An 18,157-nucleotide genomic window follows, 5' to 3' on the forward strand; every position below is an offset into this window, starting at 1 on the left:
TCAGCACTCGACCAGCGCCTTGACAACAGTCTGGCCGGGTTCCATCAGTTTCGGAAACTCGACAGGTACGTCGGACAGGCTCATCCGATGCGTATTGAGCGCCTTGTCCGGAATGCGGCCGGCGCGCATTGCCGCGAGGACCGTCTCGAAGTCTTCGGCGGTGGCATTGCGGCTGCCGAGGAGGGTTGCTTCGCGCTTGTGAAATTCCGGATCGGAGAACGTGATCTCGCCCGGCACAATCGAAATCAGCACGTACTTCCCGCCGTGCGCGATGAACTCGAAACCGCGATTCATCGCGTTGACGTTGCCGGTCGCATCGAACACCACATCGAAAAACTCGCCGTCGGTCATCGCCGACAATTCGCCCACGTCGTTCGGCCCCGTTTGTACCGTCGAAACGGCAAAATGCTCGCGGCAAAAATCCAGACGATCGGCGCGTGTGTCCAGACAGGTGACGTCTGCGCCGCGCAGCTTCGCGAACAGCATCGCCGCCATGCCGATCGGTCCCGCGCCCACCACGAGGGCGCGCTGGCCGTCGGACACATCGGCACGGCGTACCGCATGCGCGCCGATGGCAAGAAATTCGAGCATCGCTGCCTGATCCAGCGTCACGCCTTCGGCCTTGTGCACGAACTGGGCGGGTACCGACAGATACTCCGTCAACGCGCCGTCGCGATGCACGCCGAGCACCTTGATGTTGACGCAACAGTTGGTCTTTCCTTGTCGGCACGCAATGCACGCTCCGCACGACAGGTAGGGCATCACATAGACCGTGTCCCCGGGTGCGACATGCGCGCCGGGATCGGCCTCGGCCACGATGGCGGACAGTTCGTGGCCCATGACCCGCGGGTATTGCAGGTACGGTTGATTACCTGAATAGATATGCATGTCCGTGCCGCAGATGCCCACGCGCCGGACGCGCAACAGGATCTCGCCGGCGGCGCGGGAAGGGGGCGTGCGGTCTTCGTGGCGCAGTACGCCGGGCGATTCGCAAATGATGCTGAGCATGGTGACGTCCTCTTTATTGAACGTGTTGATCGCCGGACGGCCGATCGATTCTGTAGAAGTGGCGGGCATTGCCGCTGAAAACTCGCGCGTGTGCGTCGGGCCCGAGGAAGCGGTCGCAGCACTGTTCGCACCACGCGAGCCAGGCCCCGTAGTCGCCGAAATGACCGGCAAGCCGGGAGACGGGCCAGTCGCTGCCCCAGATCAGCCGTGAGGTGCCGAACCACTCGCAGACGGCGCGCACGTACGGCTCGACGCGCTGGAGATCGGGACGCGGGCCTGCTTCTGTCCACAGTCCGGAGAGCTTGCAGTGAACATTCCGATGCGCGGCGAGTTTGCTCATCGCGACATGCCACGATTCACTTCTGCCCGATACGATCGGCGGTTTGGCGGCGTGATCGATCACGATGCGCAGCCGCGGATATCGACGGGCGAACGCGAGCAGCGCGGGCAGATGCCGAGGCGTGACGAGTGCATCGAAAGCGAGATCGTGCGCGAGCATCGCGTCGACCGCGGGCTCGACGATCGGATCGTCGATCCAGTCGTCATCGGCGAGATCCTGCAGCATCGGGCGAATGCCACGAAATTTCGGATGACGGGCGAGCGACTCGATTTGGGCCGGCGCGTCCTCGGACTTGATGTCTACCCATCCGACGACGGCCGACACGAAGCCCGTTCGGGACGACACGTCGAGCAGATGGCGCGTATCGTCCAAGGTCGGTAGCGACTGAACGAGGACGGTCTGCTGCACGCCGAACTGCGCAAGCAGCGGCTCCAGATCCTGAGGGCCGAAGTCCCGATAGATGGCATCCAGCGTTTGCGGAGGCCAATAGCCATCACGACCGGCAATTTTCCAGAAGTGCTGATGAGCGTCGATTCGGGGCATCACGCGCAAACCTCCGGAACCGGAGCGGATGCGTCGATCAACCCGTCGTGTTGCAACGTCGTCCAGAGTTCCGGCGGGAGTGGCGTTTCGAGCCAGGCGATGTTCTTGTGCAGTTGCTCGATGCTACGGGCGCCGACCACGCAGGACACGACGGCCGGGTGGGCCAGCGGAAATTGAAGCGCGGCCGCAGCAAGCGGAACGTCGAAGCGCGCGCATACATCGGCGAGACGCGCGACCTTTCGAACGACGTCGGCGGGCGCGTCCGCGTAGTTGAACTTGCCGTTCCCGACCAGCACGCCCGAGTTGAAGACGCCGCCCGCGACGATCCGGACATCGCCGCGCGCGCATCGATCGAGCAACGGCGCAAGCGCCTCCTGTTCGAGCAGCGTGTAGCGGCCCGCCAGGAGGATGACGTCGAGATCCGCTTCCTGCATCGAGTCGACGGCAACTTCCCATTCGTTGACGCCGAGTCCGATGGCGGAAATGGCATGGGAATCGCGAAGCTCGGCGAGCGCCCGGAATCCGCCGCCGTGGGTCAGTTGTTTCCAGTAGTGAGCATGCAGATCGCCATGCGTGGCAGCACCGATATCGTGAACATAAAGGATGTCGATCGCCGGCATGCCGAGGCGTTGCTGGCTGTCTTCGTATGAACGCATGATGCCGTCGAACGTATAGTCGAAGCGGGGCCGGAAGGGCAGCGGGTGCGCCCAGCCATCGTCGCCGGCCTGAACGGTGTCGTCGGGCCGCATCAGCCGCCCGACTTTCGTGCTCAGTACGTAGTCCTTGCGAGCCCGCGCCTGCAGCGATTGCCCGACTCGGCGCTCCGAGAGCGTATAGCCGTAGAACGGTGCGGTATCGAAATAGCGGATGCCGGCATCCCACGCCCAGTCAACGAGCGCGTGGGCGTCGGAGGTCGACATGGGCTTGTAGAGGCCGCCGAGTTGCGAACAGCCGAAACCCAGTGTGGTCATGGCCAGTCCGCTTCGTGGCAGCGCGTGCGTAGCAATGGCGTTCATGGAGCGTGTCTGAAAGGGGGAGAGTCCGGCGGGCGGCATCCCGGCCACCGCGCCGGCGGGTTCGTCAATACAGGACGTTCTTCGCGTCGGGCGAATCGAGGTTCTGCTTTTCGACCATCATGACGCCCGTGTCCACCTGCTTGGATACGGGCTTGCGCTCGATCACGTTGACGAGCGTCTGGATGCCCTTGTAGCCCATCTGGTAGGAGCTCTGAACGGCGATGGCCTGAATCGTGCCGTCCCGAACGAACCCTTGGAGGTCCTGGTTGCCGTCGAAGCCGATCGCGACGACCTTGCCGCCTTTGCCCGACTGCTGGAGGGCACGCCCCATCCCCACGGCCGTCGGCTCGTTGGCGCCGAAAATGCCCTTGAGATCGGGGTTCGCCGACAGGACGTCGGTCGTCTGGTTCAGCGCATTCGCCATCTGCGATTGCGAATAGAACGGTCCGACCAGTTGCAGCTTCGAATGTGCCGCGATGTACTTGCGGAATCCGCCGACGCGGCCGACTTCCGAGCCCGCCCCCGGCACGTATGACATCACCGCGACCTTGCCGGTTTGCCCGACCCGATCGATCATCGCCTTCGCGCAGAGCTCACCGGCTTTGGCATTGTCGGTCGACAGGAACGACTGGTAGTACTGCTTGCCGGCATCGGATACGGCCGAGTCGATCAATACCACCGGGATATGGGCTTCCCACGCCTTCTTCATCGCAGGCACGAGAGCATCCGGATCGGAGGGCGCGAGAACAATGCCGGCGACATGCCGGTTCACGGCATTCTCGACCATGTTGACTTCGTCAGCGATGGCGGATTCCGCGGCGGGACCCTGGAACGTCATCGTGTATCCCTTTGCATTGGCCATGGCCGCGGTAGCGCCTTTCTGAACGTTCTGCCAGTAGTTCGAATTGGCCGTCTTCACGATCACGGCGACTTCGCCGCCTGCTGCATGCGCATACGCGCCGAACATCGCGCACATCGTTGCGGCCGCAGCCAATACGGATATCTTTTTCATGTCTCGCTCCTTGATGGTGGTTGGAACTTCGTCTTCTGATTACAACTTCCGGTTTCGGAGTTGGTCGATCCATACGGTACCGAGAATGACGACACCGATGATGATCTGCTGGATAAAGCTCGATACACCGTTCATGTTCAGGCCGTTGCGCAGCACGCCGATCACGAATGCGCCGATGGCCGTGCCGGAGATCGTGCCGACGCCACCCATCAGCGACGTGCCGCCGATCACCGCGCTTGCGATGGCGTCGAGTTCGTACATCACACCTTCGTTCGGCTGGGCGGTGACGAGACGCGACATCAGGACGCAACCCGTAGCCCCCGCGAGCAATCCCGAAAGAACGTAGGTAAAGAGCTTGACACCTTGTACGTTCACGCCAGACAGGCGTGCAGCTTCCGCGTTGGATCCGACGGCATAGATGTGGCGGCCTAGCGACGTTCGTGACAGCAGGACCGAGACCGCCACGAACAGGACCACCATGATGACGACCGGATAAGGAATGCCAGGAAAGATCGTGTCCGGAAAGCCGTCAGCCCCGATGTGCGAGATCTTGAAAAGGGCTCCGTTGCCCAGTTCGCCGAAGGCGTCGCCGAGCCCCGACACGGGTCGGGCGCCGGTGATCTGTAACGCGAGCCCGCGGGCGACCAACATCATGCCGAGGGTTGCAATGAATGGCGGCAGCCCCATATGCGTGACGCAGATGCCATTGACCCATCCGCAGGCGGCGCCGACGAGCATGCCGCCCAGCATCGCGACGGGTACCGGGATTCCCATCTTGACGAGCAGGGCGGCGGCGACACCGGCCAGCGCCAGTACCGATCCGACCGACAGATCGATGCCGCCCGTAATGATGACGCACGTCGCAGCCACGCCGAGATACGCGATCGACGTCACCTGAAGCGCAACGGTCATCAAGTTGTCGACGGAGAAGAACGCGGAGCTCGTCAACGAAAACGCGACGATCAGCACGACCAGGCTGCCGAGCGCGGCAAATTTCTGGATCAGGTCGCGGCGTCGCTGCCGTGCCTGTTTATCGACGGCCGGTGTGGTGCCCGATGTGATGTCAAGCATGGCTTCTTCCTGATGCATGATGCAAGATCTCCTCCTGATTGGTCTTTCCGGTCTCAAGGACCGCGGTGATACGCCCTTCGTGAAAGACGGCGATGCGATCCGTCATGCCGAGCAGTTCGGGCAGTTCCGAACTGATCAGGACGACACCGACCCCGTCCGCTGCGAGGCGGTCCATCAGCCCGTAAATCGCGTATTTCGCGCCGACATCGATGCCACGCGTCGGCTCGTCGAAAAAGAGGATCCGCGAGCCGCGGTACAACCATTTGCCGATGACGATCTTCTGCTGGTTCCCGCCGGATAGATTCCGCGCGATCTGTCTGACCGTAGGTGTGCGGATGCCGAGTTCACGCACGTAATGCCGGGCGACGGCCGTTTCTTCCGCGAAACGCAGGAAGCCGCGTGACGAGATGGCGCGGACGTTGGCCAGCGTGATATTGGCGGCTACCGGCATCGCCAGGGCGAGGCCGTCCTTTTTGCGGTCTTCGGACAGATATGCGATCCCGTGGCGAATGGCCTCGCGTGGTGATCCGATTGCGATAGGGATATCGCCCAACAGGATGGAGCCGCCATCGGGCCGCTCCGCGCCGAAGATCGCCCGGGCGACTTCGGTTCGCCCTGCACCCATCAGGCCGGCGAAGCCGAGGATTTCACCCTTGCGAAGTTCGAACGACACCGGGCCGAACGTGCCGGTTCGTTTCAGATCACATACCTTCAGCAGAACCTGATCGGTAGGAATGGATTGACGCGGCGGGTACGCATCGTCGAGCGAACGACCCACCATGCGCGCGACGATCTCGTTCACCGAGGTCGATGCGAAATCGCTCGTTGCGATGTGGCGCCCATCGCGCAGAACCGTGACGCGATCCACGATTTCGGCCATCTCGTCGAGTCGATGCGAGATGTACAGGATGGCGACCCCGTCGCTGCGCAGCTCCTTGATGATGCGAAATAACTGGACCGTTTCAGACTCGGTCAGCGACGAGGTGGGCTCGTCCATGATGAGCACCCGGGCATCGAGTGACAGCGCCTTCGCGATTTCCACCATCTGCTGTTGCGCAATCGAAAGTGTGCCGACCAGCGTCGTGGGTGACACGGTCAGTCCGATCCGTTCCAGACATTGCTGCGCCTTGGTGTTCAGCGCGCGATAGTCGACAAACGGGCCGCGCTTGGGTTCGCGCGCGAGGTAGATGTTTTCCGCGACGGAGAGGTGGGGGACGAGGTTCAGTTCCTGATGGATGATCGCGATGCCCGCGGCCTGGGCCTGGGTGGTGGACGAGAACTGCACCGGCGCCCCCTGGTAGCGCACGACGCCGTTGTCCGCGCGGTATTGCCCGCTGATGATTTTCATCAGCGTCGACTTGCCGGCGCCGTTCTCGCCGCAGACGGCATGGACTTCGCCGATCCGTAGATCCAGATCGATGCCATCGAGCGCCACGACGCCGGGGAAGCGCTTGCCCACGCCCTGCAGTTGCAGAATGGTTTGCGCGGTCGGCCCTCCGGGCGAGGGGCGCGGTGATTGCCGCAGGTCGGCACTGGTCATTCATGTCTCCGTCGGTTGCTGGCGCCGAGGTTAAGCGGCAACTGGCCAGTCCAGTTTCAGTAAATTTAAGCTTGTTGCGCTCATTTGGTAAAGCCAATTGTTATTATTTTGAATCGACCATACCAATGGAGTTAACCCTCATATCGGGTCATCACCTAAGCTGGCCGGGGGATTCAGCCGCATGGTAGACTTCCTTCGCAAGCGAAGCTCCCGGCATTTCGGTCGAACATCATTCGGATCATGAAGCAGACAGAACCAAAGCGGCTTTACCAATCTGTGGCCGCACAAATCCTCGCATTGATCCGTCAAGGCGGATTACCCCCCGGCGGCCGACTGCCGCCTGAGCGCGAACTCGCTATTACGCTTGGGGTGTCACGCCCCTCGTTGCGCGAAGCCTTGATCGCCCTCGAAATTGGCGGCCAGATTGAGATACGCATTGGCTCCGGCGTGTACGTTCGCGATCCAGGCGAGAGTGACGGCAGCGGGGTGCCCGCGCTGGGCGAAAGCCCGTTGGAGCTGATGCAGGCGCGGGGCGCCATTGAAGGTTCAGTCATCGTGCTCGCGACGGCGCGATTCTCGGCAGCCACGCTTGACCGCTTGCGCCGTACGGTCGAGCGAATGAAGCGGCTTGCCGTCGCGGGAAAATCGCCCACCGATGCGGATCGGCAGTTTCATATGCTTATTGCGGAGGTGGCCGGTAACTCCGTATTGAGCCGCTTTGTGGGCGAATTGTTCGACAGTCGACACGATCCGATCGCTGTGGCGATTCGCGGACATTCGGAGAGCTCGGAAACCTGGGCGGCCGCAGTGAGGGAGCACGAGCACATCCTGAAAGCGCTGCAAGCGGGCGACGCGATTGCCGCGCAAACTGCGATGCGCGCCCATCTTCAAGCGTCGGAGGAGCGCTGGATCGGCGGTGCGCTGCAACACGGAGTTGCGCAATAAGGGGTCCCCTCGATGTCGGCGCGCTTCGCGTCGAGCTTGACGATCGCGATCGAGTCGGGTGTGACGGCGCCGACTGGCAGCGCGGCGACGCGCAAGCGGTCGTCGAATGCCGCGGAGTCGAACGCGCGGCTGATGCGCGAGCCCATCGCCAACGTGTTCGCGCGGAAGGCACCCGACGAGCGATGATTTCCCGATGCCGCCAGGCCCGTCAGTGACGAGCGTTGACCTACCCGTTACCGTTTCGCGGGCGCCGCGAAGTCGCGTTCTCGCCTGAGGATTTCACGTCCACCCGGACGGCATGACGGTGTCGTCACCGGGAGGACCGAGTCCGCGCAAACAGGGGCCGTACACCGCGTCTTCTTCCCTCGATCTACAGTGATGGATGTAGAGCGTACGGCCGCTCGACCGATTCGTCGAACTGCTTCCGGACCTTCGCGCCGTAACCTGCCCCAACGGCGCCGGAGCTTGCAGCGGAACCCCGAGGCGATACGGACGCTGCACGGCGGAGAGTCGTCCCGGCGCCCGGAACGTGGCATGCTGGCCGCGTACAATGCGCAACCAGCGCATGATCGGCGCCCCAATACGACGTCCCGGGGACCCACAGGAGAACATCAATGGCAAGGCATGAGCCTACGCATCAGGAGCGGCTTCCCTTGTCCATCACGTTGAAGAGCGATCTGCCGTTTCCGGTTGTGGGCATCGGTGCGTCCGCCGGCGGCACGACGGCCTTGCAGACCTTCTTCGAGAGCGCGCCGACGGGCATGGACATGGCGTTCGTCGTCGTCGTGCATCTGGCGCGAGGTCAGGTCAGCCATATGGACAACGTCCTGCAGCACACCACGGGCATGCCGGTGCATCAGGTGACGGCCACCGTACCGATCGAAAAGAACCATATCTACGTGATCGCGCCCGGCATGCGGCTCGAGATGTCCGACGGCTGCCTTCGCTGTAGCGCGCTGGGCGCGGGCGACACTGCCACGGTCGCGATCGACCACTTTTTCCGGACGCTGGCGGACGCCCATGACGCGCGGGCGATCGGCATCGTGCTGTCCGGTACCGGCTCGGACGGTGCGGCGGGCCTGAGCCACATCAAGGAGGCGGGCGGCATCACGCTCGCCCAGACGCCGGGCGACGCGGAGTATGCGGAGATGCCGCAGCATGCGATCTCGACCGCGCGCGTCGACATCGTGCTGCCGGCGGCCGACATGCCGCAAAAATTGCTGGACCTGTGGGCGAATGCGCGGCGCATCGAGCAACAGAGTCTCGAACTTGCGCAAGCGAACCAGCACAGCGATCGACCCGGCGCCAACGATCCCGAACGCGCGCTGTCCGACATCCTGATGCACCTGCGCGTGCGGACCGGCCACGATTTCCGGTTGTACAAGCGGGCGACCGTGCTGCGGCGGATCGAGCGGCGCATGCAGGTGAACGGCCAGCGCGACCTGCTCTCGTACCGGGATTTCCTGCGGACCGCACCGGACGAGGCGAACGCGCTGCTGGCGGACATGCTGATCGGCGTCACGCAGTTTTTCCGCGATCGCGAGGCCTTCGATTTTCTCGAGCGCGAAGTGATCGCCCGGTTGTTCGCGTCGGAATCCGCCGAGGAGCAGGTGCGAGTGTGGGTCGCCGGATGCGCGACCGGGGAAGAGGCGTACTCGATCTCGCTGTTGCTCGCGCGCGCGCGCGAGGCCGCGATGTCGAGCCAGGCGATCCAGGTATTTGCAACCGATATCGACGAAGCCGCGATCGTCCGTGCACGCACGGGCTCCTACCCGCTGTCGATCGCAACCGACGTGCCCGCCGTCCTGCTGCAGCGCTACTTCACGCGCGAGGGCGCGCACTATGTGATCGCGAAAGCCGTGCGCGAGCGCATCCTGTTCGCCGCGCACAGCCTGCTGCGCGATCCGCCGTTCTCGCATCTCGACCTGATCTCGTGCCGCAACATGCTGATTTACCTGGAGCGCGCGGTGCAGCGGCAGATTCTCGAGCTGTTTCATTTCGCGTTGCGTCCCAACGGCTACCTGTTCCTCGGCACGGCGGAATCGGCCGACGCGGCCGACGATCTGTTTACGGTCGTCGACAAGAAACGCCGGATCTATCAGGCCCGCGTCGTCACGCATCGCGCGAAACCGGCCACGGGCTTCCCGCCGCTGTTCCAGGTCGAGGCCGGCGGCGGCGACGAGCGCTCCACGCCCCAACCGCCGCTGCGCGTGCCGGCCAGCCCGGCCCAGCGCAATTTCTCCTATTCGGAGCTCCATCAGCGCGCGCTGGAAACGTATTCGCCGCCGAGCGTCATCATCGACAAGGAATCGAACGTCGTGCATCTGTCGGATAACGCCGGGCGCTTCCTGCGGCATGTCGGCGGCGAGCTGTCCAGCAACATCATGACGCTGGTGCTGCCGGATCTGCGGCTCGATTTGCGCACGGCGATTTTCCGTGCGCTGCAGACGGGGACGAGCGTCGAGGCGCGCCGCGTCAAGTGGGCGCACGAGGCGCGCGTGTCGTGGATCAACATGACCGTCAGGCCGTTCCACGACAAGGTTGCCAATGCGGAATTCCTGCTGATCGTGTTCGACGAGGTGGCCGGCCGCATGACCGAGGAGGATCAGGCCGAAGCGAGCGGACAGGATCCGGTGCTCGCGCAGCTCGAACAGGAGCTGCAGCACAGCCGCGAGCAACTGGCGACGATCATCGAGCAGTATGAAACCTCGGTCGAGGAGCTGAATGCGTCGAACGAGGAGCTGCAGGCGATCAACGAAGAATTGCGCTCGACGAGCGAGAAGCTCGAGAGCAGCAAGGAAGAGCTGCAATCGGTCAACGAAGAGTTGACCACGGCCAACGCCGAAACGCAGGCGCGTATCGAAGACACCGCCAAGGCGAACGACGACCTGCACAACATCATCGCGTCGAGCGAAATCGCCACCGTCTTCGTCGACAAGGAAATCCGAGTCAAGCGGTTCACGCCGAATGCCACGGCGATCTTCAACCTGATCGATACCGACCTCGGCCGTTCGCTGTTTCATATCACGCACGCGCTGCGGTATCCGACGCTCGCGGACGATGTCCGCCAGTCGTTCCATTCGCTGCGCCTGATCGAACGCGAGATCGAGAGCGAGGCCGGCCGGTGGTACCTGATGCGCCTGCTGCCGTATCGCACCGCGGACGATCACATCGACGGCGCCGTGATCACGCTGATCGACATCACCGACCGGCATCACGCGGAAGAAGCGGCGCGGGCGGGCGAGCAGCGCTTGCGCCTGGTCGCGCAATCGACCAAGGACTACGCGATCATCATCCAGGACTGCCACGGATCGATCGTGAGCTGGAACGCGGGGGCCGAACGCATCTTCGGCTATACGGAAGACGAGATGATCGGCGAGGACGTGGAGCTGATCTACGAACCGAACGACCGGCAAGCGCTCGTGCCGGCGCGCGAGCGCGACGTCGCGACCCGGGAAGGGCGCGCGGACGACGAGCGCTGGCATCGCACCAAGGACGGGCGCCGCATCTTCTGCAGCGGCGTCGTCACGCCGATTTCCGATACGTCGTTCAACGGCTTCGCGAAGATCGTCCGCGACCTGACGCTGCGCAAGCAGAGCGAGGATGCGAACCGCGAGGCGCTCGCACGGGAACAGGCCGCACGCGAGCAGGCGCTGAGCTCGAACCAGTTGAAGGACGAGTTCATGGCGGTGCTGTCGCACGAGTTGCGGCATCCGCTCAACCTGATCGGCGTCAAGTCGGAGATGCTGCCGCGCCTTCCCGAGACGCGCAACATTCCCGCCGTGCGCGAAGCGGCCGACTCGATTCGGCAGGCGGTCCGGGCGCAGGCGCAGATCATCGACGATTTGCTCGACCTGTCGCGCATCCAGACCGGCAAGCTGGCGCTCGACGTGTCGCGGGTCGACCTGACGGCCATCTTGCGCGGCATCGCGGATACGTGCGAAGCCGACGTGCACGCGCGCGGGCTGGTTCTGAACGTGGAGTTGCCGGCCGGTCCGGCCATCGCACTCGCCGACCCGGTGCGATGCGAGCAGATTTTCTGGAACCTGATGTCCAATGCGCTGAAGTTCACGCAGTCGCATGGGCGGATCGTGGTGCGGTTGGCGTACGAAGGACGGATGCTGCGTGTCGACGTCATCGACGACGGCCAGGGCATCGATAGCGATACGCTGCCGCACGTGTTCGACATGTTCCGGCAGGCGCCGCGCGACCGGGCGCGCGGTGGTCTCGGCATCGGGCTGGCCCTGGTGCGGCAGCTCGTCGACATGCACGGCGGCCGGATTTCGGCGGCTTCGGATGGCCCGGGCCGCGGAACGGCGATGACGGTATGGCTGCCGGCCGCGGCGGACGAGCGTGCGCTGCCGGCCGGCAGCGATGGCGCGGAAGGGGGTATCGCCGGCCTGCGCGTGCTGCTCGTCGAAGACGATCAGGAGACGGCGCTGTCGCTCACCACACTGCTGGAATTGGCCGGCGCGGTGGTCACCACCGCCGAAACCGGTGCCGCGGCGCTGGAGATGCTGCCGAAGGCGCCGATCGATGCGATCGTGTCCGACATCGGGCTGCCCGACATGGACGGTTACGAGTTGCTGAACCGGGTCAAGGCCGATCCCCAATGGGCCGGCATCAGGGCCGTTGCGCTGACCGGCCGCAACCGCCAGGACGATGTCCAGGCCGCCGTGGAAGCCGGATTCGACGCGCATCTCGCCAAACCGCTGGATTTCGGGATGCTGCTCGCGGCATTGACCGACCCTCGGTGAAGTTGTCCGCCTGAGTCAATTCGCGTGTGGCGGTATTGCAGCGGACGGCGGTCCGCTGCAAGTCATGGCATCGCGCTCGCGCGCACCTCGTCGACGTCCGTCTGACGGCGATCGACTACAAACCCCGATACAGCGGGCCACTGGCTTGCCGTACCGCATTTCTTCGTCGTCCGAACGGCGACACCTCGTATCACGCATGGACTTTGCTCGTCCATGCACACAGGAGGTGTCATGAACCATCGAAATATCGTTGTCATCGCCTCATCCCGCGGCGGCCTTCCGGTCCTCCGGACACTGGTGGCGGGCTTTGCCGCGGATCTCCCGGTGCCGATTTGCATCGTGCAGCACATTGGCCGGCATCGGACGATGTTGCCGGAGCTGCTGACGCGCTGGGGCGCGTTGTTTGCCACCCAGGCGATCCAGGGGGAACACCCGCAACCCGGCAGGATTTATGTCGCGCCGCCGGATCGGCACATGATTCTGCGCGGCGGGATCTTCCGGTTGCTCGACACCGCCGCCGAAAACTACGCTCGCCCGGCCGCCGATCCGCTGTTTCGATCGGTGGCCCGCGAATACGGTGCCGGGGTGGTCGGCGTGGTCCTCAGCGGCGATCTGGATGACGGGTCCGCCGGACTGGCCGCGATCCGGGCACGGGACGGCTACGGGATCATTCAGGACCCCGCCGAGTGCGAGGCGCCGTCGATGCCGCGCAGCGCGCTCGCCGCGGCGGGCGCCGATGCGATCGCGCGGACCGACGACCTGCCGCGGACCATTCATGAGGCCGTCTACGGCGCACGTGTGGAGGAGAAGGGAAAAATGGCAGAGTTGCGTGATCTCGACGACGAGGCCCGGATTGCGGAGGACGGCCTCGTGGCGCCTCAGCGTCTCGATGCAATCGGCGAACGTTCCGCGCTCACGTGCCCCAGTTGCAACGGCGTGCTCTGGCGCCTGCGCGACGATCGGCCGTTGCGATACCGGTGCCACACCGGGCACGCGTTCTCGGCGCTTTCGCTGGCGGATGCGGAAGCGCAGAAAACGGAGGACGCGATCTGGGCGGCGATCCGGGCCGTGCACGAGCGGATGATTTTCGCGCGCGAGCGCCAGGAATGGGCGCGGCGGACCGGCAACGCCGAAGACGTGGCCATCGAGCAGGCCCGCATCGACGAGAACCAGCAACTCGCGGACGTGCTGCGCAATGCAGTGGGCGTGACGATGCAAGTGGGGGAACCGGGGTGAGGGCGCAATCCGCGGCCGATCCCCGTGATGGCGAACGACCGCGCGTGCTATCCGATCTGCGCGCGTCGCGATCTCGGCGACGTGCATAGGTGGCCCCATCATGCGTGGACGCACGTGATGAGCGACCACGCGGTCGTCGCGACCATCTTGCCGATCGCGCCGGCCACGCCGCGTACCTCACGCGTCCCGATACGTCCCTTTGGCCTTGGCCGTGTGCGTCGCCAGCGCGTCCATCAGCGCGGGGCTCAGGCAATCGTACGGCTCCAGGCCCTTGCCGCGCAGCGTATCGCGCACGTCCGCCATCGACGACGGCGGCGTGCCGCTTTCGATGATCGACGAGACGAAGGCCGCGAACCCGGGGCCGTCCCAGCCGGCATCCGGCGACAGTTCGGTGTGAATGAAATCCAGACCGTAGAACGCATGATCGCGATTTTCGATGCGCCCGAACAGATGCGTGCCGCACGCGGTGCACGCATGGCGCTGGATCAGCGCCGTGGCGTCGACCACGCGCAGTTTTTCGCCATGGGCGGTCACGGCGAGCTTGTCGCGTGGCACGACGCCCACGACGGAAAACAGCGCACCGGCCGGTTTCCAGCACTTCGTGCAGCCGCATGCGTGGTTGAACGCGACCTGGGAATCGACCCGAACCTCGACCGGGTCCTGCGTGCACAGGCAGCGCAGCGTACCGCCCGCGAACGAATCGGCTCCTTTCTGCACACCGCGATCGACTGTGGGATGAATGGCGACGGACATGGTCATGCTCCTTTTTCGGTGCTTCAGTAGTGAACGACGGTCTGGAACGGCCTGGGCGCTTGCTTCCTTCTTGCGGCCGCACGGTGTCCGTCATTCGTCGAATGAAACTGGGGGGGAGTATAAGCACGATACTGGTGGGGAGTATATCCGGCGATTCCCGATGCCGGCGCTCGCCGGGCCTGGCGCACGCCGGATCGGTGACGGGCGAACGCTGCGCGCAGGTGCCGATCGGTATCGTCCGACGTGCCGGAGCCGGCACGGGCACCGCACGGGTTGACGGGCGATCGATAACCGCGAGGCACGCGGTTTGCCGGCGGACACCGCGAGGGTCGGCTCGCACGCGAGACCTCGGTGCCGGGGTGGCGCGCATCTCTAATGGGACATCGAGCCGGCGCGTATCGGGCCTCGGGCGCCGCACGTGGGCGCCCGGTGCCGGGGTGGCGGTGCGATCGAGCAGGAGGAGCCATGCGTACCAGGGTGCGCGACCAGCGGCGGGAGCCTGGCAAGTTCTGCCATGACGCGTGTCATCACGCATTGCGCGCGATGATCGGCGCATCGATCCGGCGCGCGCGGCTGCGGCGGGTTCGAACGGCGGCACGTCGATGCAGGACCGCACGCGACATGTCCCATCCGGGCACGCGTGCGCGATGCGCGGACGCCGAGGCCGGATCATGACCATCGGCTGCCCCGAATGCGGCGCGCTCGAGGACATTCCGCCCGTCGGCGCGCACGCGCTCGTGCGCTGCCGGCTCTGCCATGCGCCGCTGGAGCGTCGCAGCGGCCGCAGCGTGCAGGCCGCGCTGGCCTGTTCCACTGCGACCTTCGCGTTGCTGTTTCCGGCCAACCTGGCGCCGCTGATGACCGTCACGATGCTCGGAACCGCCCATGCGTCGGTGCTCGCGTCGGGGCTTCTGCCGATGTGGGACGACGGGTGGGTGATCCTGGCCGCATTGCTCGCGATGTTCGGCATCGTCCTGCCCTTTGCCCGCTTTGGCGGCCTCATGCTGGTGCTCGGTGCGGTCCGCTTCGGCTGGCGCTTCACCGGCATCGGGACGTTGTTCCGATGGACGCTCCGGCTCGATGCATGGGCGATGCCGGACGTGTATCTGGTCGGATGCATCGTCGGTTATGCGCGTGTCACGCAGAACCTGACCGGCACGATCGGTGCGGGCGGCTATTGCCTGATCGCCGCGGGGCTGATGTCGATGATCACGCGTGCGTCGCTCGATCGCCGCACCGTGTGGCGAGCCATTGCGGCCGAACGGCATCCGGCGCGGGGGGAGGCCACGCTCTCGTGCACCGCCTGCGACCTGATCCAGCCGGCCGAGCGCGCAGGACGCGCGTGTCCGCGTTGCGGGCTGACGTTGCGCGCACGGAAGGCGGCGCCGCTTTCACGGGCGAGCGCGCTGTCGCTGGCGGCGCTCGTTCTGACCGTACCCGCGAACCTGCTGCCGATGACGGTGTCGATGCAATTCGGGCACACGGTATCGCATCGCGTCGTCGACGGCGTATTGCAGCTGTTTCACGTTGGACTGTGGCCGTTCGGGATCCTGACCTTCATCACGAGCATCGTGATACCGGTTGCCAAGATTGTCGGCATGGCCTGGTTCGTTGTATCCGTGCTGCGGCAATCGCGCCGGCATCTGCGCCTGAAAGGGCGCATCCATCGCTGGATCGACGAACTGGGCCGCTGGTCGAACGTCGATGTCTTCACGATCGCGGCGTTCGTTCCATTGATTCGCTTCGACGGCATTGCCTCGGCCGACCCGGCGGCCGGTGCGACGGCATTCGCGCTCGTCGTGTTCTTCACGATGCTGGCGTCGCGTGCGTTCGATCCGCGGCTGATGTGGGATGCGCTCGACCGGAGGCGCCGATGAACCGCCCGCGCGTGCAACGGACCCGCGCCGACGTGCGCCGCAGCGTGTGGCCGGGCTGGATCTGGGCCGTTCCCATCGCCACGCTCGGCGTGGTCGGATGGCTGGGCATCCGCGCGGTGGCGGAGGGCGGCGAGACCGTGACGGTCGTGTTCTCCGACGCGCACGGCATGAAGGTCGACGATACCGAAGTGACGCTGCGCGGCGTCAAGGTAGGGACGGTGTCGCGCATCGCGGTGTCGCCCGACGGCCGGCAGGTGGAGGCCGCGTTGAGGATCGATCGGGCGGAGGAGAAATATCTGCTCGACGGAACGCGGTTCTTCCTGCGCGGCGCGCAACCCGACATGAGCGATCCGGCGTCGCTGCGGGCGCTCGTGGTCGGACCGGAAATCGTCATGGAGCCGGGGCCCGGCAAGCCGGCGCGGCGCTTCGACGGCACCGAGCGTCGGCCGGCCCTGGCGCCCGAGCATGGGCCCGTCGTCCCGTATGTCGTCCGGTTTGCCGGGGCGGCCGGCGCACTCAAGGACGGCGCGCCCGTGAAATTGCGCGGCTTTCAGGTCGGCACCGTGACCAGCGTGCGCCTGAGCTATGACGCGGGCACCGGGCGGCTCGGCACGCCCGTGCAGATCGCGCTCGAGCCTTCGGCACTCGGCATTGCCGGCGTGCGGCCACCGGCGAACGGCAACTGGCGTCCCGTCGTCGACGGCATGCTCGGGCGGCTTGTCGCACAGGGGCTGCGCGCACGTCTGGTCCAGGATCCGCCGCTGGTCGGTTCGCGCCTGGTCAGCCTCGACTTCGTCAGCGATGCGCCGGCGGCGCCGTTCGTCACCGGGCCGGGCCCGGCCGAGATACCGAGTGTCGCGCCAGCGGACCTCAACGCGATCGCCGCGCGGGCCAACGACATCGCCGGCAAGCTCGACGCGCTGCCGATCAAGGCGACGGGCGACGACGTGCGCAGCATTGCGGCGTGGATCAACGCACTGGCGGGATCGCCGCAGATACGCGACAGCCTCGCGCATATCGACCGCTCGGTGACGCAGATCGACCGGACGCTGCAGCAGGTATCACCGCAGATCGGCCCGCTCGTCGCGCAGCTGCGCGACACCGCGAATGCCGCGGATCAGGCCGTCGCGGCGGCCAACCGGACGCTCGGGGACGACGCGACGACCCAGACCGGCTTGCCCGCGGCGCTGCGCGAGCTGACCGACACCGCACGCTCGGTGCGCGCGCTGGCGGACTATCTCGATCGGCATCCGGAAGCGCTCGTGCGCGGCAGACGGGAGGACCAGCCATGATCGGCCACGCAGGGCGACGGAACGGAATCTCCGCGCTGAACGCGCTGCGGTCGAGTGCCGCGGCGATCGTCGTTGCGCTGACCGGCGCGCTGGTTGCCGGTTGCGGACACAGTCCGCCGACGCGCTACGTGACGCTGACTGCGATGCCGGCTTCCGCACCGTTCGCCAGCGAGCCGGTTTCGCCGGTACAGCTCACCGCCGTGCATAATCCGGCGGAGCTCGATCGGCTTGAAGTCGTCGTGCAGCGTTCGGCGAACCGTCTCGTGATCGACGACGGCGCCCGCTGGGGCGCGCCGCTTGACCGGATGATGCGTCGGACGCTGGCGCAGGATCTGCTGACGCGCCTGCCCGCGGGCGCCGTCGTGTTGCCCGACGCGCCCCGGCAGCCGGATACGCGCACGCTGGTCGTCACGGTGCTGGACGCGCATGCGGACGAAAACGGCAGGTTGACGTTCGAGGCTGCGTGGACCGTGCTGTCCGGTCATCCTGCTCGCGTGACGTTGAGCCGCGAGACAACCTTGACGGCGCGGATCGCGCACTTCGATGCGGCCGGGCAAGCGACTGCGCTGAGCCGGATTCTCGGCCAGCTCGCGGATCAGATCGCCGGCGCGTTGCCGGCGCGGTAAAGGAACGGGCTATCCGCCGGCGGCGCGATCTGGCCAATTCGCCGGCGTGAAGACCGGCGCGGCCTTTCATTCTCCGGTTCTGTTTCGCGAGCGCGCCGTGCGGTTCATCCATGAATATTTTTGTCCCGGCTCGCTCGCGCC

General features: G+C 65.5%; 14 protein-coding genes. 7 read left to right on the top strand and 7 right to left on the bottom strand.

Annotation, left to right across the window (positions count from 1 at the left end):
- The 6 genes from ACTJKF_RS08455 to ACTJKF_RS08480 form a co-directional block, all read right to left on the bottom strand.
- The gene (locus ACTJKF_RS08455) at positions 1–1,008 is read right to left on the bottom strand and encodes a zinc-binding alcohol dehydrogenase family protein (RefSeq protein WP_440623154.1); all 1,008 of its coding nucleotides are present in this window, start codon (positions 1,006–1,008) and stop codon (positions 1–3) included.
- 13 nt (positions 1,009–1,021) lie between these two features.
- Positions 1,022–1,891 (bottom strand): amidohydrolase family protein, encoded by an 870-nt coding sequence (locus ACTJKF_RS08460; protein WP_440623104.1) that lies wholly within the window; start codon positions 1,889–1,891, stop codon positions 1,022–1,024.
- Complete coding sequence (locus tag ACTJKF_RS08465) at positions 1,891–2,907, bottom strand: aldo/keto reductase (protein ID WP_440623105.1); 1,017 nt, start codon at positions 2,905–2,907, stop codon at positions 1,891–1,893. Before ACTJKF_RS08465 ends, ACTJKF_RS08460 begins: the two co-directional genes overlap by 1 nt.
- Positions 2,908–2,971: 64 nt before the next feature.
- On the bottom strand, positions 2,972–3,919 hold the full coding sequence (locus ACTJKF_RS08470; protein ID WP_440623106.1) for an ABC transporter substrate-binding protein: 948 nt from the start codon (positions 3,917–3,919) through the stop codon (positions 2,972–2,974).
- A gap of 39 nt (positions 3,920–3,958) precedes the next feature.
- Positions 3,959–4,990 (bottom strand): ABC transporter permease, encoded by a 1,032-nt coding sequence (locus ACTJKF_RS08475; RefSeq protein WP_440623155.1) that lies wholly within the window; start codon positions 4,988–4,990, stop codon positions 3,959–3,961.
- Positions 4,983–6,530 carry a sugar ABC transporter ATP-binding protein gene (locus tag ACTJKF_RS08480; RefSeq protein ID WP_440623107.1) on the bottom strand — a complete coding sequence of 516 codons (1,548 nt, stop codon included), beginning with the start codon at positions 6,528–6,530 and terminating at the stop codon, positions 4,983–4,985. Before ACTJKF_RS08480 ends, ACTJKF_RS08475 begins: the two co-directional genes overlap by 8 nt.
- A gap of 240 nt (positions 6,531–6,770) precedes the next feature.
- Here ACTJKF_RS08480 and ACTJKF_RS08485 point away from each other — a divergent pair, with 240 nt between their 5' ends.
- The 4 genes from ACTJKF_RS08485 (at position 6,771) to ACTJKF_RS08500 (ending at position 13,468) form a co-directional block, all read left to right on the top strand.
- Positions 6,771–7,475: a FadR/GntR family transcriptional regulator gene (locus ACTJKF_RS08485; RefSeq protein ID WP_440623108.1), complete on the top strand. Its 705-nt coding sequence runs from the start codon at positions 6,771–6,773 to the stop codon at positions 7,473–7,475.
- Positions 7,476–7,511: 36 nt separating this feature from the next.
- Positions 7,512–7,661: a hypothetical protein gene (locus tag ACTJKF_RS08490; protein WP_440623109.1), complete on the top strand. Its 150-nt coding sequence runs from the start codon at positions 7,512–7,514 to the stop codon at positions 7,659–7,661.
- Positions 7,662–8,089: 428 nt separating this feature from the next.
- Positions 8,090–12,232: a CheR family methyltransferase gene (locus ACTJKF_RS08495; protein ID WP_440623110.1), complete on the top strand. Its 4,143-nt coding sequence runs from the start codon at positions 8,090–8,092 to the stop codon at positions 12,230–12,232.
- Between the two features lie 231 nt (positions 12,233–12,463).
- A complete protein-coding gene (locus tag ACTJKF_RS08500; protein ID WP_440623111.1) occupies positions 12,464–13,468 on the top strand; it encodes a chemotaxis protein CheB in 1,005 nt (334 codons plus the stop codon).
- Positions 13,469–13,645: 177 nt separating this feature from the next.
- Here ACTJKF_RS08500 and gfa read toward each other — a convergent pair whose 3' ends face one another.
- Positions 13,646–14,221, bottom strand: coding sequence for an S-(hydroxymethyl)glutathione synthase (gene gfa / locus ACTJKF_RS08505; protein WP_440623112.1), 576 nt, complete (start codon positions 14,219–14,221; stop codon positions 13,646–13,648).
- A gap of 671 nt (positions 14,222–14,892) precedes the next feature.
- On the opposite strand from gfa, the gene ACTJKF_RS08510 reads away from it, so the two are divergent.
- The 3 genes from ACTJKF_RS08510 to ACTJKF_RS08520 are packed head-to-tail and all read left to right on the top strand — an operon-like array spanning position 14,893 to position 18,016.
- Entirely contained in the window at positions 14,893–16,098 is a 1,206-nt protein-coding gene (locus ACTJKF_RS08510; RefSeq protein WP_440623113.1) for a paraquat-inducible protein A, read from the top strand.
- Positions 16,095–17,390, top strand: coding sequence for an MlaD family protein (locus tag ACTJKF_RS08515; RefSeq protein WP_440623114.1), 1,296 nt, complete (start codon positions 16,095–16,097; stop codon positions 17,388–17,390). Before ACTJKF_RS08510 ends, ACTJKF_RS08515 begins: the two co-directional genes overlap by 4 nt.
- Positions 17,387–18,016 carry a PqiC family protein gene (locus ACTJKF_RS08520; protein WP_440623115.1) on the top strand — a complete coding sequence of 210 codons (630 nt, stop codon included), beginning with the start codon at positions 17,387–17,389 and terminating at the stop codon, positions 18,014–18,016. Before ACTJKF_RS08515 ends, ACTJKF_RS08520 begins: the two co-directional genes overlap by 4 nt.
- The last annotated feature ends 141 nt before the right edge of the window (positions 18,017–18,157 follow it).

Source organism: Burkholderia sp. 22313, from assembly GCF_052045245.1.
Classification (GTDB): Bacteria; Pseudomonadota; Gammaproteobacteria; order Burkholderiales; family Burkholderiaceae; genus Burkholderia.

Coding starts and splice junctions, on each gene's coding strand:
- ACTJKF_RS08520 (WP_440623115.1), top strand. CDS start 17,387: ATGATCGGCCACGCAGGGCGACGGAACGGAATCTCCGCGCTGAACGCG.
- ACTJKF_RS08510 (WP_440623113.1), top strand. CDS start 14,893: ATGACCATCGGCTGCCCCGAATGCGGCGCGCTCGAGGACATTCCGCCC.
- ACTJKF_RS08475 (WP_440623155.1), bottom strand. CDS start 4,990: ATGCTTGACATCACATCGGGCACCACACCGGCCGTCGATAAACAGGCA.
- ACTJKF_RS08465 (WP_440623105.1), bottom strand. CDS start 2,907: ATGAACGCCATTGCTACGCACGCGCTGCCACGAAGCGGACTGGCCATG.
- ACTJKF_RS08470 (WP_440623106.1), bottom strand. CDS start 3,919: ATGAAAAAGATATCCGTATTGGCTGCGGCCGCAACGATGTGCGCGATG.
- ACTJKF_RS08480 (WP_440623107.1), bottom strand. CDS start 6,530: ATGACCAGTGCCGACCTGCGGCAATCACCGCGCCCCTCGCCCGGAGGG.
- ACTJKF_RS08500 (WP_440623111.1), top strand. CDS start 12,464: ATGAACCATCGAAATATCGTTGTCATCGCCTCATCCCGCGGCGGCCTT.
- gfa (WP_440623112.1), bottom strand. CDS start 14,221: ATGTCCGTCGCCATTCATCCCACAGTCGATCGCGGTGTGCAGAAAGGA.
- ACTJKF_RS08515 (WP_440623114.1), top strand. CDS start 16,095: ATGAACCGCCCGCGCGTGCAACGGACCCGCGCCGACGTGCGCCGCAGC.
- ACTJKF_RS08485 (WP_440623108.1), top strand. CDS start 6,771: ATGAAGCAGACAGAACCAAAGCGGCTTTACCAATCTGTGGCCGCACAA.
- ACTJKF_RS08455 (WP_440623154.1), bottom strand. CDS start 1,008: ATGCTCAGCATCATTTGCGAATCGCCCGGCGTACTGCGCCACGAAGAC.
- ACTJKF_RS08460 (WP_440623104.1), bottom strand. CDS start 1,891: ATGCCCCGAATCGACGCTCATCAGCACTTCTGGAAAATTGCCGGTCGT.
- ACTJKF_RS08495 (WP_440623110.1), top strand. CDS start 8,090: ATGGCAAGGCATGAGCCTACGCATCAGGAGCGGCTTCCCTTGTCCATC.